Source organism: Spirosoma arcticum (assembly GCF_054779955.1).
The window spans coordinates 18,557-43,838 of the sequence record NZ_BAAGXG010000030.1 but is presented as its reverse complement, the minus strand read 5'-3'; the positions used below and the strand labels follow the sequence as shown (position 1 = coordinate 43,838).

The window sequence follows — 25,282 nt, the reverse complement described above, 5'->3', positions numbered from 1 at the left end:
TTGTTGGGGAGCGTTGAGTTTTTTGCCTACCATCCTTCAAGATAAGTATCTACCTCAATATTAGGCTATTAGCGTTGTGCAACAGTCACAAGCGATTTGCTGAACGTTTCCGAACTTGACCCGTCCTGAAAACTACGTTCTGTTTCCGGCGACTGCGTATTAACGTTCATTGTTTCCACCCCCCATTTTCCCCGCTTTACTGGTGCTGGTTTGTCCGATGGGCGCTGCATTCTTGACGTATTTGTCTAACCAGCCATTCATTTCCCACAACATGTGAAGCAATGACTCTTTAGCATCATAGTGATGGCTTTCGTACGGTAGGAAGACTAACCGCGTTGTCGCTCCGAAACCTTTCAGCGCGTTGTAATAACGTTCAGACTGGATCGGAAACGTCCCCGTGTTATTATCAGCTTCTCCATGAACCAGTAGCAATGGCGTCTTCATCTTATCAGCATTCATAAACGGCGACATTGTGCTGTACACCTCGGGAGCCTGCCAGTAACTGCGTTGTTCGTTTTGGAAGCCAAACGGAGTTAGCGTCCTGTTGTAGGCACCACTACGGGCAATGCCCCCTTTGAACAATTTACTGTGCGATAACAGGTTCGCCGTCATAAAGGCCCCGTAAGAGTGCCCACCGACGCCCACCCGGCTCGAATCGACTACGCCCAGTCGAACGCCCTCGTCTATGGCCGCTTTGGCACTCGACACCAACTGCTCAATGTACGTATCGTTGGGCTCTTTGTCGCCCTCGCCCACAATGGGGATGCTGGCGTTATCCAGGATCGCGTAGCCCATTGTCACAAAGGCAGCCGCGCCCCAGTAACTGATCCGGTTGAACTGGTACGGCGAACCAGACACCTGACTGGCCGCGTCCTTACTCTTAAACTCGGCGGGATATGCCCACAGGAACGCGGGCAGTGGCCCCTGCTCTTTCTTGTACCCAACCGGCAGATACAAGGTGGCCGTCAGCTCAACGCCATCCGCCCGTTTATACCGAAGTTGCTGCTTTTGAATGCCCTTCAATTGCGGGTACGGGTGGGGGAAAAACGTCGCCTGAACCGGCGCGATCCGGGCTTTCAGGTTGCGCACGAAATAATTTGGACTCTCGTCGGGGGTTTCACGGGTGGTTAAAATGACCTGCTTAGCCGCATCCAAGACGGCAATGGGGCGCTCAAAATACGGAGATGCCGACCGCCACAGTTCGCGGCTCTGCCTTGTTTTTAGGTTTAGCAAACTCACAAACGGCCGATCACCCCCGGCCGACGCACCTTGCTCGTTCAGCATAAGGATTTCATTGTTCGGGAGCAGATTCAATACCGCACGCCCGTATTGGTTGTGCTTCGTGTCGGGTTGGCCCGGGTTGCTATAGCGGTCTTCGTAGGAGCGGTCGAAGAGGACGGCTGTTTGCCAGTTGCCCGGATTAACGGTTTTCGTGAGGATTTTGCGGCTTTGCCACCACCGTTCATTGGCCAGGGCCGTCGATTCATTTCCCCACTCGAAACCTCCAAACCGAAACTGAGCGGCATAGATCTCTTTGGGTTCAGCCGAAAAAGGCGCTTCGGTCAGGTACACCTTATCCCGGATGTCGGCTTTCACTTTTGGATCGCCTTTGTCCTGAGCCACCGTGTAATAAACCGACGCCGGCGCATCGGCGCGCCAGTTGAAGTCACGCGGACCAGTGGGTGCTCCGTCGCGGCTGTAGGGCACACTTTCCTGCAATGGCCCGTCGTTCAGCGTTTTAACCAGCGAACCAGTCAGGGCGTAAACGTCGGTTTTGAGTGGAAACCGCCCAACCGGTACCAAATACGAAAACGGCGTGTGTACGGTCTCGATCATAACGTACCGACCATCTGGCGATGGTTCGGCCGAGCGAATAATGCTTGGCTGACCAATGTTGGTCGTTGTGCCATCGAGGCCCATCCTCACAACCTGCGCCGTAGTGTAATAGGCAAACTGCTTTTCGTCGGACGGGTTTTTAAGTAAGTCCTGGTAAGTAGGTGCCTGACCGCGTGTTCCTTTGACGTTCTCTTGGATGGTGGGGCCACTTGGCACCCGGCTAATGTCAGGGGCTGGGCCACGCCCGGCCGGAATCGTTTTCACGATCAGGCTCTTGCCGTCCGACACCCAGTGGTATGGTACGCCCAGCGTTGCGTTGAGCGCGGCCGAGCCTATTTTCTTCGCGGTGGCGGTGGCCACATCGGCCACGTAGAGGTCGATCCGGCTGTCGGTCGACTGGGCAAACGCAACTTTTGTGCCGTCGGGCGACCACTGAATAAAACTGATCAGGGGTGTGGCGGGCAGGCCCGTTATCGCTTTCTCGGCCTTATCGGTCAGCTTCTTCAGCTTCAGGCCTGTTACATACCGGGCGCGACTGGGTCCGTTGTTCGCCGGGTTCAGGCGCAGCCCCGCCAGTTTGAGTTCGGGCTGTGACAGTTCGGCAATGGTCGGGGCCGACGCCTGTTCGAGAATCAGCAGGACATCCCCCTTGTCCGACACGCTCACGGTAGGAGTGAGCGGTACCGTCACCAGATCCGCTAAGGCTTTGGGTGGGATTTGGTACGATTGGGCATCCTGCGCGTAACCCGCGAACGAAAAAAGCCACAAAACAAGCAGGACCGGTCGGCTCTGGCGGACAGCAGTTCGATTGTAAGCCATTGGAAAAGAAGTTTTTTTAACTAACATGAGTAATAAATGAGCTCAGCTGTTTGACCGGGTCAATGACTCGGTCAAACAGCTGAGCGCTACGTTCTACAGTGGATTCTGCACAATGGCCTTGTTCGCGTTGATTTCGCGACGCGGAATCAGAAACTCCCATTGGTTGTCGCCCGGAACTACGTCGAAAAGCACGGCTACGGCAGAGCTGATGTTGGCCCCGTTCCGGTTCAGGGGCAGATTCATGCGTTTCAGGTCGGTAAACCGGAAGCCCTCGCCCCAAAGCTCAACGCGCCGGTTAAACAGAATCTCGTCCATCAAATCCACGCCCGTTTTGGTCGACAGCTTGTAGGACGGGTCACGTTTGCTGACCAGATCGAACAGCGCCGTGGCCGCGCCCGTGGCATTCCCAAGCCGTGCCTGTGCCTCAGCTTCGATCAAGTGCATCTCGGCCAAACGCATGTATGGAATGTCGCCCATAGCGCTGGTTGAGGGGTTGCCCGGCAAGCGGAATTTCTGGTTCATGTATGGCGCACGCACCCCACCCGTTGGTACTACTGAGTTGGCCGCTGTTGGCGCTCTCACCCACATTCTGGCGCGTACGTCTGTGGCCGGAATTTGGTTGTAGAGCAAGCTGTTAATCACCTTCGGCGTCAGGCGAATGTTCGTCGAGTTGTAATTACTGGAAATGTAGGAGTGAAACGCCCCAAAAAATTCCGACTGATCTTCCTGATGGTCAAATCCCCACATCCATTCGGGATTGCCGATATCCGAAAAACCCTCTTGGTACTGAGCCACGCTCATAAGCGAAAAACCTTTGCGGGCTTCGGCGGCAAATTTTGCGGCCTCGGCCCAGTTCTGTTGGGTCAGCGCCACCCGGGCCTGTAAGCCTTTGACCACCTCCAGGTTGATGTGCGACTTAAAGCTGCGGGCCGAGGTCAGGAGCGCGGCTGCATCGGTCAGGTCTTTGTTGATTTGCGTGTAGATTTCCTCAACGGTCGCTCTTGGTAATCCGTCGGTGGTGGGCGTCACGACCAGCGGCACCCCAGGTTGGGCGTTGGGCTTGGCCGCCCCGCTGTATCGCTTCCCGTAAATCTGCACTAAGTAAAAATACGAGAAAGCCCGAATCGCCAGCGCTTCACCCTTGATCTGATTTCGTTCGGATTCCGGGCCAGTGGCATTGTCGACGTTGGCAACCGCGAGGTTGGCGTTTCCAATAAGCCGGTAGTACAGCTCGTAGGGCAATCGGTCTCCGTTAGATGTCTCCGAGCGGTGCGCCTGCCAGCGTTGCTCGGCAAGGTGTCCGGCGTTCGATGTGTTACTCAACACTAAGTCTTCGCCCAGTGCATCGAGAATAATCATCACCGCCGGATGACCAAAATGCGGCTGCGAATCCATGTACCGCAGTACCATGGCCCGGTAAATTCCATTAATAGCAGCGGCCCCGTTCTTGGTAGTGGCATACACAGACCCGGCGTCAATACCACCGGTGGGCGAGGTTTCGAGGTATTCTTGCTCACAACCGCTCGTGAGCAGGCTCAGGGCCATTACTATCGTCAGTATTCTTGCTTTCATGAGTCGTCAGAAATTTAAAGCGTGAAGGAAACACCCAGCACCAAACTCCGGGCCGGGCTGAACACATTACTGGTCACTCCCGAGAAGGCCTGCTGAACGTTCATCCCTTTCCGGCGGGACAACAGAAAGAAGTTCTCGCCACTTACGTACACCTGGGCGTTCTCCATGAATATCTTACGGGCAAATAATTTGGGTATTTCGTAGGAAAGCGTTACTGAACGGATATTCAGATAGCTGGCGTCGATGAGCCACCGGTCCGAAGCAGCGTCAAAGTCCGACGTCCGGGCTGCGTCCATCCGGGGTACGTTGGTAACGTCACCGGGATTGCGCCACCGGTCCAGAATATCCACTGATTTGGCGCTGCCATACCCACCCGAACTCATCAGTGCCGCGTAAGCCCCGTCGTAGGTTTTGCCGCCTAACTGATACACCATCAGAGCCGAAAGTGAAAGCCCTTTGTACCGAAACGTGTTGGTAACTCCGCCCGACAGGGCCGGAATGGAGGTGCCGTTGTAATGAAAACGAGCGTTATTAACGCTGGTCGTGAGCGTATCACCGGTTTCGTTGATGTAGGAATTACTGGCTACGTAGTTAGCGGCCCGGTATTGTGCTTCGCCCGTTGATGCTCTGACGCCCCGGTATTCCCGCAGCCAATAATCGTAGATGGACCGACCCACCGCGAGTTTCTTGGTGCCGTCGATAATTTCGGGAGTTTCAGTGGGCATTTTCGTAATTTCATTCCTAATCCGGGTCGCATTCAGGTCAATGCGCCAAGTAAAGTTTTTCGCCCGAATCGGCTCAATGCCCAACTCAACTTCAACGCCCCGGTTGTACATCGTTCCAATGTTGCGCGTAGCGGTTAAAATCCCCCCTGACAAGGGTAGCGGTACATCGAAGATCAGGTTGGAAGACCGGCGGTCGAAGTATTCGAGGGTCCCCGATACCCGGCCTTTGAACAGACCGAACTCCAGCGCTACGTCGAAGGAGTTACTTGACTCCCACTCCAGACGTTGGTTTCCTAAACTCGTCTGCAAAATACCAGCCTCCGTTGCGTTGTTCCGGTTCAGATCGTACAGCGGCCGCCAGGCGTAGTAACTGATGGTGTTGTCCTCGGCAAATTCGGCGGTATTGCCCCCTCCGTCGTTGCCGGTCTGCCCGTAGGAAGCTCTCAGCTTCAGCGAGTTGATAGCGGGAATCGACCGCATAAAATTTTCCTGATCTAAACGCCACGCCCCACTGACCGAATAAAACGTTCCCCAGCGGGTATCCCGGTAGAATTTGCTCGAACCGTCGCGCCGGGCCGAAAACGAAAGAAAATACCGCTGATCGTAATCGTAATTGATCCGAGAAAAATACCCTTCGATCCGGCGCGTGTTGTAAATCGATTCAAGGTTGGTCGTCGTCGTGAAATTAAGCAGTTCATAGTTGCCATCTACAATTTGCTGCGAACGTGATCCTTCGAGGTTATTGTCGTTCAGGCTGAAGTTTTCGTGGCCCAGCAGCACATCGAAGCCGTGCTTCCCGAACGACCGGTTATAATTTAGCAGTTGGTTTAGATTGAAACTGGAAATATTTTGGAATTCGTGCGTCGCCCGGCCCGCCGGAGCACCATCGCCCACCTGCGGGTTGCCATAGGTGAACGTGTTAAAGTTGGTGATGTCGGTACCCACATTCGTGGTGAATTTGAAATTCTTCAGAAACGTAATCTCCGCATACCCTCGAGCGCCCAGGACGTTCCGACGATTAAAATTCTGGTTCAGCGTCGTTTCGGCTACCGAATGGCGCCCGCCAAACTGGGGGCGGGCCGGTAACCCCAATGCCGTCAGATTACCAAAGTCCCAGCGTCGGTCACCGTTGGGTAGGGTGAGAAACTGGCCGGGGTTGTTAGGGTCGTAGGCGTAGACCGGATAAATTGGCCCGATATTGCGGGAGAAAAAGAACGGGTTAACGAAGGTCGTACTGCCCGCATTACCACCCGCGTCGGCCTGATTCGACTTGGTAATCGTCGCCGACAGATTGGCGCCAACCCGAAGCCAGGGTTTCATCTGGGAGTTGATGTTGAGTCGGCCCGTGTATCGCTCAAAGTCGGAACGGATCAGGTAAGATTTGTCGCTCAGGTACGACAGCGACAGAAAATAATCCGAATTTTTCTGGCCACCCGCAAAGTTCACGTTCAGTTCATTCCGGTTTCCCTGACGCGTTATTGGTTTTTCCCAGTTCAGGTCGTCCGGCGAAAACCGGAGCGTGGCGTTGGGATTGAATTGCCCGTTATTATCGACTAACTGATTATCTGGGACGTTATAGGCGTTGTAGCCAACTAACCCCCCCAATAACCGGGACGCATCCGCATTCGCGGTGCTCAAGGATACGGGGTTGGTGGCTCGGTAAGCAACGCTATTGCGGTAGGTTTCCCACATCAGCGGGTAATACTCGCCGACGCCCACCCGCTCATATTCCGGCAACGCCCGGCTGCTTATTCCTTTCGTATACCGAACGTTGATCGTGCTCCGGTCTTTCTGGCCCTTTTTCGTCGTCACCACCACTACCCCGTTGGCGGCCCGGGCACCGTAGAGCGCCGTTGAAGCCGCGTCTTTGAGCACCGAAATACTTTCGATGTCATTAGGATTCAGGTTGGCAATGTTGCCCGAGTATGGAATACCATCCACCACATAGAGCGGATCATTCCCCGACGAAATCGACCCGAAACCCCGGATTCGAATATCCGGAGCCGTACCCGGTTGCCCATTACCGATATTTGTCTGAACGCCCGACACGGCTCCCGAAAGGGCCTGAGCCAGATTGTTAATGGGACGGTTTTGAATTTGGGCAGGTGAAAGTGTACCGGCCGAGCCGGTGAAAGAGGCCCGCTTGGCCGTACCAAACGTGGTAACAATCACCTCGTCTAAGTTGGCCGCGTCCGGGACCAGGCTCACGGTAATCGTCGACTGGTTGCCGATGGCAAACTCCTGCGAGGCAAACCCAATAAAACTGAATACTAATCGGCCGGTAGCCGGGGCGTTGATCTGGTAGTTGCCGTCGGCGTCGGTGGTAGTGCCACGCGTAGTACCTTTAAGTTGCACACTCACCCCGGGCAGCCCTGACTTGTCTTCCGATGAGGTAACCCGGCCACTCACGGTAACGTCCTGAGCCAGCGCGGGCAGGACAGTAAGTACAGTTAGTAACCAACTGAACAGGAAAAATTTTTTCATAGATTGTTTTGGAGAAGGTAGATGGACCGCTTACTTCTAATATAGAGATTATTGAATTTGCAACAAAAGTGCATATATTATTCTTTAATACCAGATCATGAAAGTAATTAATATGGCAAATAGCACTATTTTCACTATTTAATGAATGTTTATTGTTTTTCATTGTCACCTTATCGTAGTCGCCTTGATTATCCGTTATTTCGCCCTGTTTACGAGCGTTACTGGTAAACAGAATGTTGATCAGCCAGTACATTTCCTTTATTGCTATTATTCCGCATTTATGAATTTGTTCAGTCGACTGCTGCTTTGTTTATGTCTCATTGCGTCATTCACGGCTAAAAGCCAGAAACGCCCCCTGACGGCTGCTGATTATGACCGCTGGCAACGGGTATGGTCCGAGAAAATTTCGCCCGATGGCCGTTGGATTGCTTACCAGATCGACCCGCAGGAAGGCGATGGCCGACTGGAAATTACCAGTACCACCGGTCCCGCCAGTAGTCGCACGCGTCACGCATTCCCTCGGGGGTACATGGCTCAGTTCACACCCGACAGCAAGTTTCTGGTGATGCGGCTGAAGGTGCCGGTGGCGGACACGCGGAAAGCCAAGCTCAAGAAAAAGAAGCCCGATGACATGCCCAAAGACAGCTTGCTGGCGTTGAATCTGGCCACGGGCAAGCCCACAAAACTCCCCAACGTGAAGTCATTTGTGTTTGGCAAGGAGACGGGCTCATGGCTGGCGGTGTTGCAGGAACGCAAAGCCGAGAGCCAACGGCCTGCTCCTAAAGCGGTCACCCAAAACGACACGCTCATTCCCCTGCCACCCGTTTCCACAACGACGGTGACCACCAGCAAAGGCACGTCGAAGAAACCCAAGGGCGACGATCTGACGCTGCTGAACATGGCCGACGGTTCTACCAAAACCGTTCGCTACGTCTCCAACGTTGTGATATCGGACAATGGGCAAGCCGTATTTTACAGCAAAGAATCAGCAATTGATTCCCTGAAGACGGGTGACAAAAGTGTGCCAGGGGTGTTTCTGTTCACGACCGCCAATGGGCAGACGACCCTCGTCGATACCAATTCGGCGCGCAAGGTTTACAAAGGGTTAGCCATCGACAAACTGGGTAAACAGCTCACCTGGATGGCCTCCGCCGACAGCGCGGGCAGCGACGTGAAAGTGTTCGCTCTGTACTACAAAAACATGACGCCACCCGTGCTGGCCAAGGGCAAACGGGGCAAAGGGGTGACGCCCGCAGCACCGTTTACCGTGATCGCCGACACCCTGACGTCGGCGTTACCCAAAGGCTGGTCGGTGAATGAGTACCGGGAGCCGACTTTCGCGGATGATGGTAAACGGCTGTATTTCTCCACGTCTCCCATCGCTCCCAAGCCCATCAAAGACACGTTGACGCCCGACGACGAGAAGGTGAAAATGGACGTCTGGAGTTGGACCGACAGTCGGCTCCAGCCTATGCAGCAGCGACGGCTCAAGGAAGAAAAAGAACGGGGTTTTCTGACCGTTTATGATCTCTCCTCTGGCAAAATCACGCTGTTGGCCAATCGCGAAGTGCCAACCGTCGCTTTTGACGAGAAGGTCAGCACCCGCTACCTGTTGGGTCTGAGCGACCTGCCCTATCAGGTTCAGGCCTCGTGGGATCCCGGCCATACGGATTTGTACCTGATTGACACGCAAACGGGCGAGAAAAAACGGATTGCCAACGACATCATGGCGTCGACGCCTAAACTGTCGCCCGCCGGGAAGTATGCGTATTGGTTCGATGAGCGGGATTCACTCTGGCGCGCCTGGGCCATTGCCGATGGCAAACGCATTGAACTAACGCGCGGCCTGCCCAGCAAATTTTTCGATGAACAACACGACACCCCGAATTTGCCCGGCTCCTACGGTTCGGCGGGCTGGACAACCGGCGACCGGTACCTCTGGCTGTATGACCGGTATGACATTTGGCAAATTGACCCCACGGGTGCCGAAAAACCCTTGAATCTAACGGCCGGCTGGGGTCGTAAAAACAAGATTCGACTCCGGCGCGCCGAGCTGGACAGCGACGAGGACCGGCCCAGCCGTCGTACCGTCGACAAAGCGATTGACCCGAAGGGCGAGTTATTTCTGACGGGTATCTGGGAGAGTGACAAAGCCACGGGCATCCTGAAGAGCAAGACCGGGCTGGCATCGGCTGAGCCAGCGGTGCTGACCCGCAGCAATCACCGTTATTTTGGGTTGAGCAAGGCGAAGAACGCGGCCACGATGACATTTTACCGGGGCAATTTTCAGGAGCCGATCAACCTCTTTCAAACGGATACGACCTTAACGTCGCCCGTTCAGTTAACGCGTGTCAATCCGCAGCAGGACAGCATTCGGTGGGGTAGCGTTGAACTGGTGAACTGGGTGGGTACCAACGGCACGAAGCTGGAAGGGCTGCTCTTCAAGCCGGAAGGTTTTGACCCTACCAAGAAATACCCGATGTTAACGTATTTCTACGAACGCAACGCCGAAACCCTGAACGATTACCGCGCACCGGCGCCAAGTCGGTCCACCATCAACATTCCCTACTGTGTGTCGAACGGGTATTTAGTGTTTGTGCCGGATATTGTCTATACCATGGGGCAACCCGGTCCGAATGCCTACGACTGCGTGGTGCCGGGCGTGCTGAGCCTACTCGATAAAGGGTTTGTGGACCGCGACCGGCTTGGCATTCAGGGACAAAGCTGGGGTGGTTACCAAACCGCCTATATCATCACCCGTACTAACCTGTTCCGGGCCGCCGAAGCCGGGGCTGCCGTTGCCAACATGACTTCCGCGTATGGTGGTATTCGCTGGGAGACGGGCGTTAGCCGGGCTTTTCAATACGAAAAAACCCAGAGTCGGATCGGCGGTACGCTTTGGGACAAGCCGATGAATTACATCGAAAACTCACCCTTATTTTATGCCAATCGGGTGCAGACGCCCTTGTTGCTCATGCACAACGATGCCGATGGGGCCGTGCCGTGGCAGCAGGGTATCGAATTGTTTTCAGCGTTGCGTCGGCTGAACAAGCCCGTCTGGATGCTGGTTTACAACGGCGAAGGCCACAACCTGACGCAACGTCATAACTCCAAGGACCTGAGCATTCGGATGTACCAGTTTTTCGATCATCACCTCAAGGACGCCCCGATGCCGGTTTGGATGAAGGAAGGCCGCACATCGGTTGAGAAAGACCGGGGCGAGATGAAGTATTAAGATGGGCAAATAGTGGTGAGTCAGACCAGTAAATGGCACCAAAAAGCCCCGTCCTGATCCTGCTGATAGGGCTTTTTGGAACAGTGGTTAATTTGGCATATTCGATTGGGAAGGGAATAAATATCTTGTCTAATTCCCGTTCACATCCTGGCCATTCTCGGCAATAATCGGAGAGATTCAGTGGGCGGAATTAAGATTATGGCTCATTGCATTATTAGGTGATTAAGCTAATAATGCAATGTTAAGCATATGGAGCTTTTTAAAATTGTACATTTCCTGTAGGTCACTATTAAAATTTTTCATTGCCGGAAATGTAGTTGCCATCGGATGAATAATTATTCCGCTGTTTTACAAACCCATCTGTAGCTATCGAAATGAGACACGGTCCCGCTCCGGCGTACCGGCCGTTGCGGTTGATTTGGGAGATGACAACTTGATCGCACAGCAGCGGCTGACCGTCGGCGAACCGGACTCTTTTAGTCAAGCTTCAAGGGCGGTAGAGAAATTGGGGATCAATCTGGTAAAAACGGGCGTTTTAAGACACTGTTAATTAGCAAGAATAGGCACTGAAAATTGTCAAATGAAGTCATTTATTTCTCATTATCAGTCAGTAATACTATAAAATAAACACCCCGTTTCCTTAACGAGGTTAAGAGTCCTACTACTAATGCGGATCAAGGGTTGAGGACAGGTCTTAAACAGCAAACGTAGCATTGAGTATATGTTTGTAGAATGCTACAACTACAACTCATTACCCTCTACGACTACGTTTGCCGCTGCTATGACACAAATTTGGCCCTGCATTTCCAGCGACAAAGTAACAATGACCAGCCTGACTTCACTGACCAGGAACTGATGACGATTTACCTCTTTGGTATCATCCAGCGACGCTTTACTATGCAGGACACCTACGACTACATCCAACAGCACTGGGCCGGTTGGTTTCCTCAACTGCCTTCCTATCAAGCCTTTAAAAAGCAGATCAATCCGATAGGGTGGCATTTTGAGCCGGTTGTGGATGCCTTAACGACGAGCCTACAAGACTGGCCCACACTGACCGATGTTCGCCTGACCGACTCCTTACCCATCATTCTCAGTAAGCGGCCTAACTCGGCTCGGGTGGCCCGCCAAATCGCCAACAAAGGCTATTGCCCCACTAAACAACTCTACCATCACGGTTTTAAACTACATCTTGTCGGTGTTGACCGGCTGGGGACCATGCCTTTACCCGAGCGTATGCAGTTGAGCAAGGCCTCCGTCCATGACTTAACTGCCTTGCGGCAGTAGGTAGCTTGCCTGCCCCAAGGTTGCTTAGTGGGCGACAAAGCGTATTGGTCAGCCTCGCTCAACGAACACTTGCTGGCCCAGCAGCAGCTTGATTTGTTCACACCGGTCAAACTCAAGAAAGACCAAAAGCGCCTTGATGCGGCCGATAGGCTGTTTTCCAGCTATGTGAGCCGAATGCGCCAACCGATTGAATCACTCTTTAATTGGCTCATCGAGCATACTCAGATTCAGACTGGGTCCAAAGTGCGCTCTGAAAAAGGGGCGTTACTTCATTGTATGGGTCGCCTGGCAGCCGGTTTATACATTTTGGTTTTCAACCCTTGATTCGCATAGTTAGTAAATGAGTTCAATAAATCCTTTATGTTTGAAATCGCGCGTCCTGCTAAACCGGTGTTCCCACTCGATCAAGTCAGCCCGGTAGTTTCTATATTCCGGATGGTCATCAGGGTAGGTCTTCACAAAATACCCATCCATGCCCATCCCCCACTCGAGCCGTAAACGTCGCAGGTTGTCAATGGCTGGTTCATTCTGTTGGTAGATTCGGTAATCCACGAACGTCACAAAATCAATGCCGGTCGGATTCAGTTTTTGGCCGACAAAACTCCCGTCTACCCACTGGCTGAATCCGCCCGGCATGAATGCGCGCAACTGGTCAACGTACTCCTGATACCTGACGAACAATCCCCAGCGCGTCGCCGACTCCGCAAACTCCTCTACAAACACCCGCTCTACCGTCGCCAAATCCGTCAGGATAGGCTCGTAAAGTTATCGAGACCGAGATTCTGGCTCTGGAAGAACAGACAGCGGGCATGATTGGGAAAATATTGTAAATTGGGCAATCAGTCAACAGACCAGCTATGACGACCACAAGGCTCAACCCGGTGCAACTTCACCTGCTCCAATTGTTTTCGCACGATTTGGGCCAAAACGAATTGGCAGATATTAAAACACTGCTGGCTGATTATTTTGTCCAAAAAGCCGATGAGGAAATGAACCGCCTGCAAGCGCAACACCCAACCAGCCGAGCCGACCTGGATACTCTACTAACGACCCACCTCCGCACACCCTACAAACCACAATGAGGGTTCTGCTGGATACCAACATCATGCTGGTCATTACTCCGTACTTCTCAACCTACCGCTGGGTGTCTGATGCCCTGCGCGATGGCCAGTTTGAATTGGTCGTTTCGACCGAAATTCTGGACGAGTATGCCGAACTGCTCGAACGTCAGTACTCGACCATATTTGCCGAGCGTACCTTGCTGGCTTTAGCCAATTTTCCAACCGTTATTCGGGTAGAACCGGCGTTCCGGTTCCTGCTCATTCCCGACGATCTTGATGATAATAAATTCACCGATGCGGCCGTGGTGGGCAACACCGATTATGTAGTGACGAACGACGGACATTTCAAGCACCTGCCCACTATTCCATTCCCGAAAGTTGGTTTGCTGAGCTTCGATGCCTTCGAATTATTGAAACAGCACATAACCACATGATCAACAAACCGCTCGATGATATTGAAGACGTGCTAAACCGCGTTGCCCGGCTCAATGCGCTCATTCATACCCACGAAAGCCAGCCCCAACCCGACCGACCAACCATCGAGGGTTACCAACGGGTGCGCCCGCAATTCGCCGACGACAAAATCCACCTACTCGCTCAGCAAGAAACCAATTGACTAAGTTCGCCATTTCTCCTGCTTTATTTACCTAAATAGCTCACGCTGAGCAACAGGTGACGCTCTACTCGTTGACCAGTCGGGCTATTCCAAAAGTCGCAACCATCCATGAAATCAGTCTGCATTATTCCGGCCCGTGGCGGCAGCAAACGGATTCCCCGGAAAAATATCCGTTCTTTTTTGGGTAAACCGATTATAGCCTATTCCATTGAAGCCGCCCAACAGTCGGGTTTATTTGACGAAGTGATGGTCTCTACCGACGACCCGGAAGTAGCCGGGGTGTCGAGGAGCTACGGTGCTTCAGTACCCTTTTTTCGGAGTGCCGAAACGGCCAGTGACCACGCCACCACGGCCGAGGTACTAACCGAAGTGCTGTTGCAGTATGAGCAGCGCGGTCAGTTTTTTGAGATGGCCTGCTGCCTGTATTCCACGGCTCCGTTCATTACGCCCGGTCGGCTTCAGGAGGCCGCAGCTAAACTTGAGAGAGGCAATTTTGACGTCGTTTATCCCGTGGCGCGTTTCCGGCATCCCGTGCAGCAGGCGGTGAAACTGACTGATAATCGGATTAGCTGGTTTCAGCCCGAACACCGTTTAACCAATCCAGCCGAGTTACCGCCCGTTTTCCACGATGCCGGTCAGTTTTACGTATTTGCCGTGCCGCACTTTCTACAGACGGGTAAACTCTTGACGACCAACACGAGTACCATCGAAATTCCCGAATTTGAGATGCAGGATATTGATGATTTTAATGACTGGCAATTGGCTGAATTGAAATATACGCTTCTGAAAAAATAGCCGGGCTGTTCGAACCGAACGGTTAGTAGATCACCAGCTTTTTGCGGTATTCGCTCGGCGTCATCTGCTTCAGCTTTTTGAACTGCCGGTTAAAATTGGCTAAGTTGTTAAAACCGCACTCGTAAGCCACTTCAACCACGTTGCGGTCTTCTTCAGCCAGCAGTCGGCAGGCGTGCCCCACCCGGACCGTGTTCAGATATTCCACGAACGTGACCCGGTAGTGTTCCTTAAAAAAGTTGCAGAATGTAGTCACTGCCATGTTGGCGATGTCGGCGATTTGGGGGAGGGAAATATCATCCTGAAAATGCTGCATGATGTGTTCGTTGATGCGCCGGAAGTGATCCAGCGATTTGGGCGGCATCGTCTGCACAAACCCCGGACTGGCCAGCAACTCATACTCGTGAGTGCGGGCGAGCAGGTCGAAAATAGTGAGCAGCGACGACAGCCGCTGTAGTCCGTTCTGGCCGATCATCGCCTGCATGATCGCGGCAATGCGGCTCCGGGTTTCTCCCAGAAGAACCACCCCCCGCGCCGACTGCGCCAGAAACCGTTGTAACACTCCCATTTCGGGAATACGCATAAACGTCTCGCCCAGAAATGAGCCAACAAACTGCACCACAATGCCGTGCGCCGGATGGTCCCGCTGCCCGTCCAGGTATTCAGGATCACTTACCCACACATGCGGGAGCGACGGCCCCATGAAAACCAGGTCGCCCTCGTCGAAATAGCCGATGTGGTCGCCCACCATCCGGCGTCCCGTACTTTTCATGACTAATACTAATTCATACTCCGGGTGGTAGTGCCAGGGACAAGGAAAAAACTGGCCTTTTTCCTGAAAAACGATGAACGACTTGTCAAACTCCTGGGGTAGGCGTTGTTCTACGGACTTCATGGCAAATGAGCGGGTAAAATCGGCTCTCAATATACACGAACGGATTGAACAAAATAGGGTAGCCGCGCTGAAAGATAGTACCACGAATCTATACAAAAGTAACAGCCCTTTCCTACGCTGACCGCTACTTTTGCTCAGCCTGCACGCGCTCCTCAAACTACTCATAACCCGAACCGGTCCGTCCCGACGCACTATGCCCAAGCAACTCGTCAAACATCCTGACCGACAACCCGATTTCGTAACCGGGGCCTACTCCGACGGGGTCATTCACAACGGACTACTGTTTGTGAGCGGGCAGGCTTCGGTCGATTTTACAACGTCCGAATTTGTACTGGGTAGCATCGAGGACGAAACGCACCGGACGCTGGCCAACATCCGGGCTATCGTCGAAGCGGCCGGTGCGTCGCTGGCCGACGTGCTGAAATGCACGGTTCACTTAGCTGATATTAGCGACTTTGATCGGTACAACGTGGCTTATGCGACCTATTTTGAGGGGATCAAACCGGCTCGCACCACGGTGCAGTCGGTGCTGGCCGAGGGGCTAAAAGTAGAAATCGACTGTATTGTGGCATTACCCGTTTAACTTTTGCGCATCGTGACGGAAAACAGGACAGATACGTCCCAAATTCGGGTGGGCGTGGTTGGGACCGGCCTAATGGGCAGCAGCATTGTCGTGGCCCTGTTACTGGCCGGGCATCCGGTGGTCGCGTTAACGCCCCTACCTACCGACGTGGCGTCGGCCCCCGCCCGCATTCGGCAGCAACTCGCGCACTGCCAGGCGTCGGGCCTACTCCAGAAACCCGTCGATGCCTACTGGCAACAACTGATTTTGTCCGAAAACTACGACGATCTGGCCCACTGTCTGTTGATTTTAGAATGTGTGGTGGAACAGTTGCCGGTGAAAGAGGGTGTTTACCGTCAGATCGAAGCCACCGTTGCGCCCGACGCCATCATTGCTACCAACACATCGGCCATTCCCATCAGCCTGCTGCAGCAGTACCTCAAACACCCGGCTCGTTTCCTCGGCATTCACTGGGCCGAACCCGCCTACATGACTCGCTTTCTGGAGATCACCTGTGGCGAAAAAACAATTTCCGAGCGGGCCGACTGGGTGTTCGCCCTGGCGCATTCGTGGCAGAAAGAACCGACCCTGCTCCGCAGAGACATTCGCGGTTTTGTGACCAACCGACTCATGTACGCCGTCTACCGGGAAGCGCTGCACTTAGTCGAGTCGGGCGGGGCCACGCTCGAAGCCGCCGACAAAGCATTTCGGTACGATACGGGGTCGTGGATGACGCTGATGGGCATTTTCCGGCGGTTAGATTACGTGGGGCTGGACGATTACCCGGCCATTTTCCAGACGATCTTTCCCCTACTTTCCAACGCCGAGACGGTGCCGCCCCGGATGCGCGAACTGATGGCAATGAAAGCGCGGGGCACCCAAACCGAACAGGGCCTGTATGACTACACCGGGCAGGAAGCCCGGGAGTGGGATGCCGCATTTGCCCGCTATAATGAGGAAATATTTCGGTTAGCCGCCCGGTATCCCTCCGGCAACGACCCGCACCGCACCTAACCACGCCCGGTATGACAACGGCTCCTGTTTCACCTACTTACGCGCAGTCGGCAACCATGCTCGAACGCGCCCGACGCGTGCTGGCGGGGGGCGTTTCGTCGGAATTTCGTAAGTACAACCACCCCCACGCCATCACCTACACCCATGGGTTGGGGAGTCGGATTTATGACGTGGACGGCAACGAATACCTCGACTTTACGCTCAGTCAGGGGCCGCTCCTGCTGGGCCATTCGCACCCGGCCGTGCTGGACGCCGTGACCAAGTACTCCCAAAAAGGCCAGTTGTTTGCCGGGCAGCACGAGCAGGAAATAGAACTGGCCGAAACCCTGCACGACCTGATTCCGTCGGCGGAGCTGATGCGGTTTTGTCTGGATGGGTCCGAAGCCGTGCAAACGGCCCTGCGGGTGGCGCGGGCCAAAACGGGGCGGCAGCGGTTTTTGCGGTTCGAGGGGCATTACCACGGCTGGCTCGACAACGTGGCCTGGGGCGTTTCGACGCCGTCGGCCGAGGCCCTTGGCGAACGCGAACACCCCGCCGTTTTTCCGTGGAGCGAAGGGCTGGCGGCCCAATCGCGCGATGAATTCATGATCCTGCCCTGGAATGATCTGGACCTGGTGCAGCAGACGGTGGCCGCTCACTACCACGAGTTAGCCGCCATCATTACCGAACCAATCATGTGCAACAACGGCTGCATTGTGCCGGAGCCAGGCTTTCTGGAGGGTCTCCGGGCGTTGTGCGATGACTACGGAATTGCCCTTATTTTCGACGAGGTCATCACCGGTTTCCGGGTGGACCTGGGTGGGGCGCAGCAACGATTCGGTGTTACGCCCGACCTGGCTATCTTTGCCAAAGCCATTGCCAGCGGCTACCCGATCAGCGCGGTGGTGGGCAAACGCGACTGGATGGGGTTGATCGAAACCGGGCAGGTGATCCACGCGGGCACCATGAACGCGGGCAACCCCACGGTGGCCGCTGCCCTTGCCACGCTGCGAATATTACAGGCCGAGCAGCCCCACCAACGGCTATATGAATTGGGTCAGCAACTGATGGATGGCCTGCGCGGGGTGGCTCATGAAACCGGTCATCCACTGCTGGTGCAGGGGCTGGGACCGATGGTTCACGCGGGCTTTACCCATCTGAGTTCCGTGCGCGACTACCGCGATACGCTGACCTACGACAAAGCCAGACAGAACCAGTTCGTGGCGGGATTACACGACCGGGGCATCCGAATCATTGGCCGGGGCCTCTGGTACATCAGCACGGCCCACACCGAAGCCGACATTCAGCAGGCCATCGACGCGGCCCGGTCGGTACTTTCAGCCATTCCAACGCCCGACGCATGAATCAGCACGACCCCGTTTTGGTGATGGGTTCCATTCAGTTGACCCCCAGCGTAGTGGCCTGTCTGCTCCAGGCGGGACACCCGGTGCTGCTTCTCACCGACGATGAGATCCGAATGGACAAGAGCATCCGGCAACACCTGAGTCACGAAAACCCGCTACGGCCCGCTACAGAATCGCCCCGGTGGACGTTCCTGCCTGCGCTGACTGCTTCGGTGGACGTGGCCGCAGCGATTTTGTTAACGGAAGAGGTTCAGAGCGTGAAGCAGGACGCCATCCGACGGTTAGACGCGGTGCTGACGCCCGACACGCTGATTGCCGTCAACACCGAAAGCATTCACCTCGATACGCTGCAAGCAGACACCCGTCACCCTGAACGCGTTATGGGGTTGAACTGGTCGGAACCCGCGCATACGACCTACTTTCTGGAAATCATTACCAACGAACAAAACGACGCCGGGCGCACAGAGCGGTTTTGCGAACACGCCCGCGGTTACTGGCAGAAAGATCCATACGTACTCCGAACGGGGTCTGGCATTCGGTCCCGGATGTTGTGCGCCCTGATTCGGGAAGCGTTTTACCTCGTCGAAAATGGCTACGTGACCGTAGACGATATTGACCGGGCCTGTCGCAACGATGCGGGGTATTACCTGCCGTTTGCCGGAAATTTTCGGTACATGGACCTGATGGGAACATTCGTTTACGGGGTCGTGATGCAGGACCTGAACCCGGAACTGAGCCAGAGCAGCGACGTTCCCGATTTTTTTAAGGAATTAACCGGCCAGGGCCATCGGGGCATGGTTAGCGGCAAAGGTTTTTACGACTACGCCGAGGGGGAAGTGGCGGAACGGGCGGAACAGTTCCGGCAGTTCAGCTACCAGATTCAGGCTTTGATCGCCCGCTACCCGTACGACCCCATTTTGGCTCCCTCACTACCCAGCCCGCTGCCGTACGTCTATGAATAGGCCCTTCATCATCGACGCGCACCTCGACCTGGCCATGAACGCGCTGGAGTTTAACCGCGACCTCACCCGCCCGCTGGCCGAAATCCGGGAGCGCGAGATGCACCGCAAGGACCAGCCCGACCGGGGAAAAAACACCGTTTGCCTGCCCGAACTGCGGAAAGGAGGCATTGGGCTGGTGGTGGCCACGCAACTGGCACGAGTAACGCCCATTGGCAGTGCGCTGGCGGGCTGGCATTCGCCCCAGCAGGCGTGGGCCACTACGCAGGCGCAATTAGCGTGGTACCGGGAGATGGAGGCTGCGGGCGAAATGGTGCAGATTACCAATCGTACTGGCTTAGACGCTCAACTAAGGCTCTGGGACGATGAAACGACGCCCGACAGCCAGAAACCCATTGGGTATATCCTGAGCCTCGAAGGGGCCGATTCCTTAGTGACCGTCGAGTACCTGCAACGCGCCTACGACTACGGCCTGCGGGCGGTGGGCCTGTCGCATTTCGGACCGGGCCGCTACGCCCCCGGCACGCGGATGGAAGGGCCACTGACGGACCTGGGTTTTCAGTTGCTGGACGAAATGGCGCGGCTGAACCTGATTTTGGACGTAACGCACCTGACCGATGTGGGGTTTGAGCAGGTCATGGACCGGTACACCGGACCGATCTGGGCCAGTCACCATAATGTTCGGCAGATTGCGCCGACCCAGCGCCAGCTCAGCGACGAACAGATTCGGCAGTTGATTGAACGCGATGCGGTGATTGGGGGTATGCTCGACTGCTGGGCGATGGACATTCGCTTTATTGATACCATTTCGGACCCCTGGCAACTGAATATCCGGCTGGAAAACTTAGTCGACCATTGGGATCACATTTGTCAGATGGCGGGTAACAGTCGGCACGTCGCCATTGGCAGCGACCTCGACGGGCTGTTCGGCACCGAGCAGTCGCCCTGGGACCTGAACTCGGTGGCCGACCTGACCAAGTACGGAGCCATTCTGGCCCGGCGCGGCTACAGTCCGGCGGATATTGAGAATATTTTTCACGGCAACTGGCTCCGGTTTCTCCGCCGGGCGCTCCCCCAATGAAGGCAGCAACAACCAACTCGTTCCGGGCCGGGGCCGCCATCGTCGACATTACCCCGCCCCTCGGAACGCTCATTAACGGCGACTTTGTGACCCACTACGCCCGCTCGGTGCATGACCCACTCTACGCCAAAGCGCTGGTGATGGAGCAGGGCGAAACGTGCGTAGCCCTGGTGCTGGTGGACATCTGCGCCATGCCGAGTGAGTTGATCACCGCTGTCAAGCAAACCATTCAGGCAGTAACAGGCATCAAACCGGAGAGCGTGTTGATTGCCAGCACACATACCCACGCGGGTGGTTCGGTGATGAGCCTATTGCTGGGGGCGACCGACCTACCATATAGCCAAAAACTACCCGCCCTCCTGGTCGAAGCAGTGCGGAGAGCCTGGGACCAACGGCGCCCGGCCCGCGTGGGTTTCGGAGCCGTCGACGTGCCGCAGCACGTGCTTTGCCGCCGGTATGTGATGCGGCCGGGCTATGTAGCCCGCAACCCCGTTACGGGCGGAACCGACGGGGTGAAGACCAACCCGTTCGGGGACGAATCGGCCATCGACCACCCAATTGCGCCGGTTGATCCACGGGTGAGTTTCATGGCCGTGCAGGGCACCGATGGGGACTGGCTGAGCGTATTAGCCAACTACGCACTGCATTACGTGGGCGACTGGCCGCATGGAACGCTGTCGGCAGATTATTTCGGCGTATTTGCCCGGCAACTGCGGGAGCGGCTGGGGGCCGACGACTCATTTGTGGGGATGATGAGCAACGGCACGAGTGGCGACGTGAACATCTGGAATTTCAGGAATCCCGCGCGCTATTCCACGGAGCCTTTCTCCAGGAGTGCGTTGATCGGCAGCGACATTGCCAACGCCGTTCACGGGGCGCTGGCTGCGGTAATGTGGCCATTGGACCCCCAACTCACGGTTCGGTACGCCGATGAACGGGTGCCTACCCGCAAGCCGACCCCGGCCGAAACCGAAGCCGCCCGCGCCGTAGTGGCCGACACGGATTACGCGGCCATTCGGGTTGTTGATGAGCGGGCGCTGGAACAAATTTACGCTCGCGAGCAGGTGCTGTTGAATGAATACCCAGATGAAATCACGTTCCCGGTGCAGGCCATCCGGGTGGGCAACGGGGTTATTGGGGCGCTGGGGGGTGAGTTTTTCGCCGAAACGGGTCTCGCCCTCCGGGAGGCTTTCGCCGACCGGCCTTACTTTACCATCACGATGGCCAATGGCTACGTCGGTTACGTGCCGCCCGCCCACGAAATCGAACGGGGTGGCTACGAAACGTGGCGGTGCCGCACGAGTTTTCTGGGGCCGAACGCCGAGCGTCAACTCCGCGAACGCTTAATCCAGTTGCTCCGTGAGACTTTATCTGAATCGGTTTAGAGAGTGAAACACGTAAACACGCAAAGCTAAATACGCTTTACTACCAGGTCATGGACATGCGGAAAAGTCGGGTACTGGCAAAACTACGGGCGGGCGAGGTAGCCAGTTGCTTCAAGATCAATTTCGCCGATGGGCAACCGGCCGAAGTAGCGGCCATGGCGGGCTTCGACTGCCTGTGGCTCGACCGCGAACACCTCGCCCACGACTGGTCGGTGGTGGCGGCTCAGGTGTGGGCGGCCAAAGCGCACAACGTGGATGTGATGGTGCGTGTTCCGCGCGGCAGCTACAGCGACTACGTAAAACCCCTCGAACTCGACGCTACGGGCATCATGGTGCCGCACATCATGAGCCTGTCCGACGCGAAGCAGGTGGTGCAGATGACTCGTTTTCATCCCATTGGCCGACGGGCCATCGACGGAGGCAGCGCCGACGGATTATATACCAACTTAACCTTCGACGAGTACCTCCGGCAGGCCAATGAACAACGATTTCTGGTGCTTCAGATCGAAGACCCCGAACCGCTGGCTGAACTGGACGACATTGCTGCGCTGGACGGGGTCGACATGCTGTTTTTCGGCCCTAGTGATTTTAGTCAGGCTATTGGCGCTCCCGGCGAGTGGAACCACCCGCGCTTAGTGGAAGCCCGCCAGCAAGTGGCCGAAGCCGCCCGCCGACACGGCAAGTTTGCCGCCACCACCGGGTCCATTGACCGCTTAGACGAGTTCATTGGTTTGGGATATACGTTCGTCAACGTGGGGGCCGACGTGGTCGGGGTAAACACGTATTGCCGGGGCCTGATGAGCCGCTTTGCCGAATCGACGGATAAATTGACCAGCGCACGGGCAGCGGGCGGGTATCGGTAGGCCAATTCAGCCAGTGAAAACAGCGTAGTAGCTATGAAATACCGAATGTTAGGTAATACGGGGATAGCAGTTTCGGAACTGGCCTTTGGGGGTGTGGAAATTGGTATTCCGTACAGTCTGGGAGTTCAGAGCAAGGCCGATATGTTGCCCGAACCGGCGGCCATCGCCCTGCTGCGGGCGGCTCTGGAATCGGGCATTACTTTTTTCGATACGGCCCGGACGTACGGCGACAGCGAACGCCTGATGGGGCTGGCCTTCCACGACCGCCGTCAGCAGGTGGTGCTGGCGACCAAATCCCGCCCGTTTCGCCGGGCCGACGGTTCCCTGCCGGACGATGACACGCTGCAAAACCTGATCCGGCAATCGCTGGAAGAGAGTTTGAGTACCTTACAGACCGATTACGTGGATGTGTATATGGTGCATCATACCGACGAAGAAATTTTGACCAACGAACGCATTGCCCAAACCTTTACGCGCTTGAAACAGCAGGGCCTTGTTCGGGCAACGGGCGTTTCGACGTACACGCCGACCGAAACCGAACTGGCCATTGACGCAGGAGCGTGGGACGTAATTCAGTTGCCCTTTAACCTGCTTGACCAGCGGCACGCTCCGCTATTCGGGCGAGCGGCTGAGCGGGGTATTGGGCTGATGGTGCGCTCGGTGCTGATGCGGGGTCTGCTCACTGACACCGGGCGGCACCGCTTTCATCCGGCGCTGAAAGCGGTCGAAAATCATATTCACTGCTACGACAGTATGCTAAACACCGACGCGCCAACACTGGTCTCCTTAGCCACTAAATTTGCGCTGGCGTTTCCGCCGGTTTCGGCGGTGCTGGTGGGCATCGACCAGCGGGATTACCTGCACCAGTCGCTGGCCACGGTGAACGGACCGGGTCTGTCGCCCGAAACGGTCAGCCGGGCGATCCAACTGGCTTACCCCGACCCCGACTTTTTAAATATGGCGAACTGGGTGAACAGGGGCTGGTTTTCGACCCAATCTCCCGCCCTAACGGTAACCCCATCATGATCCGCATCGGCATCATTGGCATGAGCGCGGGTAATGCGCACCCGTACTCGTGGTCGGCCATTGTAAACGGTTATTTCGACGGGGCGGAGATTACCCGCGTTGGCTACCCCGGCGTAACGGCTTACCTGACGGCCAACCGCGACACGCTGGGCATTCCGGGGGCGCGGGTAACGCACGTCTGGGCGCAGGAGCGGGCCATCGCCGAAAGCATTGCGGGTGCCACCGGTATCGAAACCATCGTACCCCGGCTTGAGAATCTCATTGGGGCGGTGGATGCCGTGATTCTGGCCCGCGACGATGCCGAGCAGCACGTGGCGATGGCCCGTCCGTTCATCGACGCTGACATTCCCCTTTTCATCGACAAACCCTTAGCCAGTACAGCCGCTGATCTGGCTTATTTTACGGAGCAGCAAGCCACCGGGAAGTTCGTTATGTCCTGCTCGTCCATGCGCTACGCCACCGAATGCCGGGCCGCCAAAAACGAGTTTGCCGCGCTGGGCGACATTCAGTTGGTGACGGCGGTGGGCAAAAAAGACTGGATCAACTACGGGATTCACCTGCTCGAAGGACTATTTATGCTCCTCGGCGATCCCCCGCCGGTGGCCGTAACCAATGTGGGGAGCGAACACCGGGACATTGTCCAGATCGAGTTCAGCACGGGCGTCCGGGCGACGATTCACCTGTTCATGGACATTGCACCTACGTTTCAATACTCGGTTTTCGGCACGGGCGGCTGGCGGCTGATTGAGGTAAAAAACTGGTATGGCATGTTCCGCGATAACCTGATCGAGTTCGTCCGGTCGGTGGCCGACGGGAAACCCCGACTCGACTATCACCTGACTGAAATGCTTATCCAGACCCTGCTGGCCGCCCAAGAAAGCCGCAACCGGGGTGGTGCGCGGATTGAGCTACCGTACGACTATGCACATTAACGACCTGTTCAGTCTGAAAAACAAGGTTATCCTCGTCACGGGCGGAGCCGGTAACTACGGCCGCTGCTTAGTGGAAGGACTGGCCGAAGCCGGGGGAACCGTCATCACGGCGTCGCGGAACGAGACGGCGGGTGAAGCCGTGGCTGCTCAGTTTCGTGATGCGGGCTTGTCGGTGCTGGCCCTGCCGCTCGATCAGGGAGACCCAGCCTCGGTGCTGGCCTTGAAACAAGCGATCCAGAACCGCTTTGGCCGCTTGGACGTGTTTGTCAACAACGCCGTTTCTCGTCCGATGAAAAGCTACGACGCGCCCATTACCCAGTTCGCTGAGTCGATGCGGGTGAACGCGACGGGCATGATGGACATCCTGCGCGAAATGGCCGATCTGATATCGGAGTCGGGCGGGGGCAGCATCATCAACATTGGCTCCATGATGGGCATGTTCGGCCCGGACTTGTCCAACTACGAAGGCACCGATATGGGCCACCCACCACCCGATTATTTTTTCCACAACGCGGGCCTGCTGAATCTGACGCGGTATATGGCCCGGATGCTGGCTGGCAAGCAGATTCGGGTCAACTGCATCAGTCCGGGTGGTTTGTTCAATTACCAGCCGGAGCCGTTTCTGGCTAACTACACCCGCAAGGTGCCACTTGGCCGAATGGCCAATAATGACGACATTAAGGGCCTGGCAGTGCTGTTGGCTTCGGAAGCCGGGGCTTACATCAACGGCGAAAACATCCTGATGGATGGTGGCCTGAATGCCTGAACACAAAAACTTACGCACCCACCAACTTA

The 25,282-nt window shown here is 55.7% G+C and carries 23 protein-coding genes; 17 read left to right on the top strand and 6 right to left on the bottom strand.

All coding sequences use genetic code 11. From position 1 onward, the window contains the following. Positions 1 to 159 precede the first annotated feature (159 nt). From ACYVHB_RS31500 to ACYVHB_RS31490, 3 genes are all read right to left on the bottom strand, one after another. Positions 160 to 2,655 (bottom strand): S9 family peptidase, encoded by a 2,496-nt coding sequence (locus tag ACYVHB_RS31500; RefSeq protein ID WP_461056019.1) that lies wholly within the window; start codon positions 2,653 to 2,655, stop codon positions 160 to 162. Positions 2,656 to 2,748: 93 nt separating this feature from the next. Then, positions 2,749 to 4,227 (bottom strand): RagB/SusD family nutrient uptake outer membrane protein, encoded by a 1,479-nt coding sequence (locus tag ACYVHB_RS31495; protein ID WP_461056018.1) that lies wholly within the window; start codon positions 4,225 to 4,227, stop codon positions 2,749 to 2,751. A gap of 14 nt (positions 4,228 to 4,241) precedes the next feature. Continuing rightward, positions 4,242 to 7,436, bottom strand: coding sequence for a SusC/RagA family TonB-linked outer membrane protein (locus tag ACYVHB_RS31490; protein WP_461056017.1), 3,195 nt, complete (start codon positions 7,434 to 7,436; stop codon positions 4,242 to 4,244). A gap of 280 nt (positions 7,437 to 7,716) precedes the next feature. Between ACYVHB_RS31490 and ACYVHB_RS31485 the strand changes: the two genes are divergently transcribed. Next, positions 7,717 to 10,671, top strand: coding sequence for a S9 family peptidase (locus ACYVHB_RS31485; RefSeq protein ID WP_461056016.1), 2,955 nt, complete (start codon positions 7,717 to 7,719; stop codon positions 10,669 to 10,671). A 289-nt stretch (positions 10,672 to 10,960) separates the two neighbouring features. Here ACYVHB_RS31485 and ACYVHB_RS31480 read toward each other — a convergent pair whose 3' ends face one another. After that, entirely contained in the window at positions 10,961 to 11,155 is a 195-nt protein-coding gene (locus ACYVHB_RS31480) for a hypothetical protein (RefSeq protein ID WP_461056015.1), read from the bottom strand. A 248-nt stretch (positions 11,156 to 11,403) separates the two neighbouring features. Between ACYVHB_RS31480 and ACYVHB_RS31475 the strand changes: the two genes are divergently transcribed. After that, complete coding sequence (locus ACYVHB_RS31475; RefSeq protein WP_461056014.1) at positions 11,404 to 11,958, top strand: transposase family protein; 555 nt, start codon at positions 11,404 to 11,406, stop codon at positions 11,956 to 11,958. Positions 11,959 to 11,985: 27 nt separating this feature from the next. After that, complete coding sequence (locus tag ACYVHB_RS31470; RefSeq protein WP_461056013.1) at positions 11,986 to 12,282, top strand: hypothetical protein; 297 nt, start codon at positions 11,986 to 11,988, stop codon at positions 12,280 to 12,282. A gap of 9 nt (positions 12,283 to 12,291) precedes the next feature. Here ACYVHB_RS31470 and ACYVHB_RS31465 read toward each other — a convergent pair whose 3' ends face one another. Further along, positions 12,292 to 12,699 (bottom strand): DUF6932 family protein, encoded by a 408-nt coding sequence (locus tag ACYVHB_RS31465; RefSeq protein ID WP_461056012.1) that lies wholly within the window; start codon positions 12,697 to 12,699, stop codon positions 12,292 to 12,294. A gap of 116 nt (positions 12,700 to 12,815) precedes the next feature. Between ACYVHB_RS31465 and ACYVHB_RS31460 the strand changes: the two genes are divergently transcribed. The 4 genes from ACYVHB_RS31460 to pseF all read left to right on the top strand — a co-directional run bounded on the left by ACYVHB_RS31460 (position 12,816) and on the right by pseF (position 14,430). Next, positions 12,816 to 13,040: a hypothetical protein gene (locus tag ACYVHB_RS31460; RefSeq protein WP_461056011.1), complete on the top strand. Its 225-nt coding sequence runs from the start codon at positions 12,816 to 12,818 to the stop codon at positions 13,038 to 13,040. After that, positions 13,037 to 13,453, top strand: a complete 417-nt coding sequence (locus tag ACYVHB_RS31455; RefSeq protein ID WP_461056010.1) for a putative toxin-antitoxin system toxin component, PIN family — start codon at positions 13,037 to 13,039, stop codon at positions 13,451 to 13,453. The genes ACYVHB_RS31460 and ACYVHB_RS31455 overlap by 4 nt, the downstream gene beginning before the upstream one ends. Continuing rightward, positions 13,450 to 13,635 (top strand): hypothetical protein, encoded by a 186-nt coding sequence (locus ACYVHB_RS31450; RefSeq protein WP_461056009.1) that lies wholly within the window; start codon positions 13,450 to 13,452, stop codon positions 13,633 to 13,635. The genes ACYVHB_RS31455 and ACYVHB_RS31450 overlap by 4 nt, the downstream gene beginning before the upstream one ends. Before the next feature lie 108 nt (positions 13,636 to 13,743). Then, positions 13,744 to 14,430, top strand: a complete 687-nt coding sequence (gene pseF, locus ACYVHB_RS31445; protein WP_461056008.1) for a pseudaminic acid cytidylyltransferase — start codon at positions 13,744 to 13,746, stop codon at positions 14,428 to 14,430. 22 nt (positions 14,431 to 14,452) lie between these two features. Here the strand turns inward: pseF and ACYVHB_RS31440 are convergent, their stop codons facing one another. Then, on the bottom strand, positions 14,453 to 15,322 hold the full coding sequence (locus ACYVHB_RS31440) for an AraC family transcriptional regulator (RefSeq protein WP_461056007.1): 870 nt from the start codon (positions 15,320 to 15,322) through the stop codon (positions 14,453 to 14,455). 193 nt (positions 15,323 to 15,515) lie between these two features. On the opposite strand from ACYVHB_RS31440, the gene ACYVHB_RS31435 reads away from it, so the two are divergent. From ACYVHB_RS31435 to ACYVHB_RS31390, 10 genes are read left to right on the top strand one after another with little or no spacing between them, the layout of a single operon-like run. Next, the gene (locus tag ACYVHB_RS31435) at positions 15,516 to 15,905 is read left to right on the top strand and encodes a RidA family protein (protein WP_461056006.1); all 390 of its coding nucleotides are present in this window, start codon (positions 15,516 to 15,518) and stop codon (positions 15,903 to 15,905) included. Between the two features lie 12 nt (positions 15,906 to 15,917). Next, entirely contained in the window at positions 15,918 to 16,898 is a 981-nt protein-coding gene (locus tag ACYVHB_RS31430; protein WP_461056020.1) for a 3-hydroxyacyl-CoA dehydrogenase family protein, read from the top strand. Between the two features lie 11 nt (positions 16,899 to 16,909). Next, the gene (locus ACYVHB_RS31425) at positions 16,910 to 18,241 is read left to right on the top strand and encodes an aspartate aminotransferase family protein (protein ID WP_461056005.1); all 1,332 of its coding nucleotides are present in this window, start codon (positions 16,910 to 16,912) and stop codon (positions 18,239 to 18,241) included. After that, positions 18,238 to 19,203: a 3-hydroxyacyl-CoA dehydrogenase family protein gene (locus ACYVHB_RS31420; protein ID WP_461056004.1), complete on the top strand. Its 966-nt coding sequence runs from the start codon at positions 18,238 to 18,240 to the stop codon at positions 19,201 to 19,203. Before ACYVHB_RS31425 ends, ACYVHB_RS31420 begins: the two co-directional genes overlap by 4 nt. Continuing rightward, positions 19,196 to 20,281 carry a dipeptidase gene (locus tag ACYVHB_RS31415; protein WP_461056003.1) on the top strand — a complete coding sequence of 362 codons (1,086 nt, stop codon included), beginning with the start codon at positions 19,196 to 19,198 and terminating at the stop codon, positions 20,279 to 20,281. The genes ACYVHB_RS31420 and ACYVHB_RS31415 overlap by 8 nt, the downstream gene beginning before the upstream one ends. Next, positions 20,278 to 21,666, top strand: a complete 1,389-nt coding sequence (locus ACYVHB_RS31410) for a hypothetical protein (RefSeq protein WP_461056002.1) — start codon at positions 20,278 to 20,280, stop codon at positions 21,664 to 21,666. Before ACYVHB_RS31415 ends, ACYVHB_RS31410 begins: the two co-directional genes overlap by 4 nt. 56 nt (positions 21,667 to 21,722) lie before the next feature. Continuing rightward, positions 21,723 to 22,529 carry an HpcH/HpaI aldolase family protein gene (locus ACYVHB_RS31405; protein WP_461056001.1) on the top strand — a complete coding sequence of 269 codons (807 nt, stop codon included), beginning with the start codon at positions 21,723 to 21,725 and terminating at the stop codon, positions 22,527 to 22,529. Positions 22,530 to 22,562: 33 nt separating this feature from the next. Next, entirely contained in the window at positions 22,563 to 23,555 is a 993-nt protein-coding gene (locus ACYVHB_RS31400) for an aldo/keto reductase (RefSeq protein WP_461056000.1), read from the top strand. Further along, the gene (locus tag ACYVHB_RS31395) at positions 23,552 to 24,487 is read left to right on the top strand and encodes a Gfo/Idh/MocA family protein (protein ID WP_461055999.1); all 936 of its coding nucleotides are present in this window, start codon (positions 23,552 to 23,554) and stop codon (positions 24,485 to 24,487) included. The genes ACYVHB_RS31400 and ACYVHB_RS31395 overlap by 4 nt, the downstream gene beginning before the upstream one ends. Next, on the top strand, positions 24,477 to 25,253 hold the full coding sequence (locus ACYVHB_RS31390) for an SDR family oxidoreductase (protein ID WP_461055998.1): 777 nt from the start codon (positions 24,477 to 24,479) through the stop codon (positions 25,251 to 25,253). Before ACYVHB_RS31395 ends, ACYVHB_RS31390 begins: the two co-directional genes overlap by 11 nt. Positions 25,254 to 25,282: the final 29 nt, after the last annotated feature.

Bases quoted from the DNA above. Each gene is read 5' to 3' on its own strand.
- ACYVHB_RS31500 (WP_461056019.1), bottom strand. From the start codon at position 2,655: ATGGCTTACAATCGAACTGCTGTCCGCCAGAGCCGACCGGTCCTGCTT.
- ACYVHB_RS31495 (WP_461056018.1), bottom strand. From the start codon at position 4,227: ATGAAAGCAAGAATACTGACGATAGTAATGGCCCTGAGCCTGCTCACG.
- ACYVHB_RS31490 (WP_461056017.1), bottom strand. From the start codon at position 7,436: ATGAAAAAATTTTTCCTGTTCAGTTGGTTACTAACTGTACTTACTGTC.
- ACYVHB_RS31485 (WP_461056016.1), top strand. From the start codon at position 7,717: ATGAATTTGTTCAGTCGACTGCTGCTTTGTTTATGTCTCATTGCGTCA.
- ACYVHB_RS31475 (WP_461056014.1), top strand. From the start codon at position 11,404: ATGCTACAACTACAACTCATTACCCTCTACGACTACGTTTGCCGCTGC.
- ACYVHB_RS31460 (WP_461056011.1), top strand. From the start codon at position 12,816: ATGACGACCACAAGGCTCAACCCGGTGCAACTTCACCTGCTCCAATTG.
- ACYVHB_RS31455 (WP_461056010.1), top strand. From the start codon at position 13,037: ATGAGGGTTCTGCTGGATACCAACATCATGCTGGTCATTACTCCGTAC.
- ACYVHB_RS31450 (WP_461056009.1), top strand. From the start codon at position 13,450: ATGATCAACAAACCGCTCGATGATATTGAAGACGTGCTAAACCGCGTT.
- pseF (WP_461056008.1), top strand. From the start codon at position 13,744: ATGAAATCAGTCTGCATTATTCCGGCCCGTGGCGGCAGCAAACGGATT.
- ACYVHB_RS31440 (WP_461056007.1), bottom strand. From the start codon at position 15,322: ATGAAGTCCGTAGAACAACGCCTACCCCAGGAGTTTGACAAGTCGTTC.
- ACYVHB_RS31435 (WP_461056006.1), top strand. From the start codon at position 15,516: ATGCCCAAGCAACTCGTCAAACATCCTGACCGACAACCCGATTTCGTA.
- ACYVHB_RS31425 (WP_461056005.1), top strand. From the start codon at position 16,910: ATGACAACGGCTCCTGTTTCACCTACTTACGCGCAGTCGGCAACCATG.
- ACYVHB_RS31420 (WP_461056004.1), top strand. From the start codon at position 18,238: ATGAATCAGCACGACCCCGTTTTGGTGATGGGTTCCATTCAGTTGACC.
- ACYVHB_RS31415 (WP_461056003.1), top strand. From the start codon at position 19,196: ATGAATAGGCCCTTCATCATCGACGCGCACCTCGACCTGGCCATGAAC.
- ACYVHB_RS31410 (WP_461056002.1), top strand. From the start codon at position 20,278: ATGAAGGCAGCAACAACCAACTCGTTCCGGGCCGGGGCCGCCATCGTC.
- ACYVHB_RS31405 (WP_461056001.1), top strand. From the start codon at position 21,723: ATGCGGAAAAGTCGGGTACTGGCAAAACTACGGGCGGGCGAGGTAGCC.
- ACYVHB_RS31400 (WP_461056000.1), top strand. From the start codon at position 22,563: ATGAAATACCGAATGTTAGGTAATACGGGGATAGCAGTTTCGGAACTG.
- ACYVHB_RS31395 (WP_461055999.1), top strand. From the start codon at position 23,552: ATGATCCGCATCGGCATCATTGGCATGAGCGCGGGTAATGCGCACCCG.
- ACYVHB_RS31390 (WP_461055998.1), top strand. From the start codon at position 24,477: ATGCACATTAACGACCTGTTCAGTCTGAAAAACAAGGTTATCCTCGTC.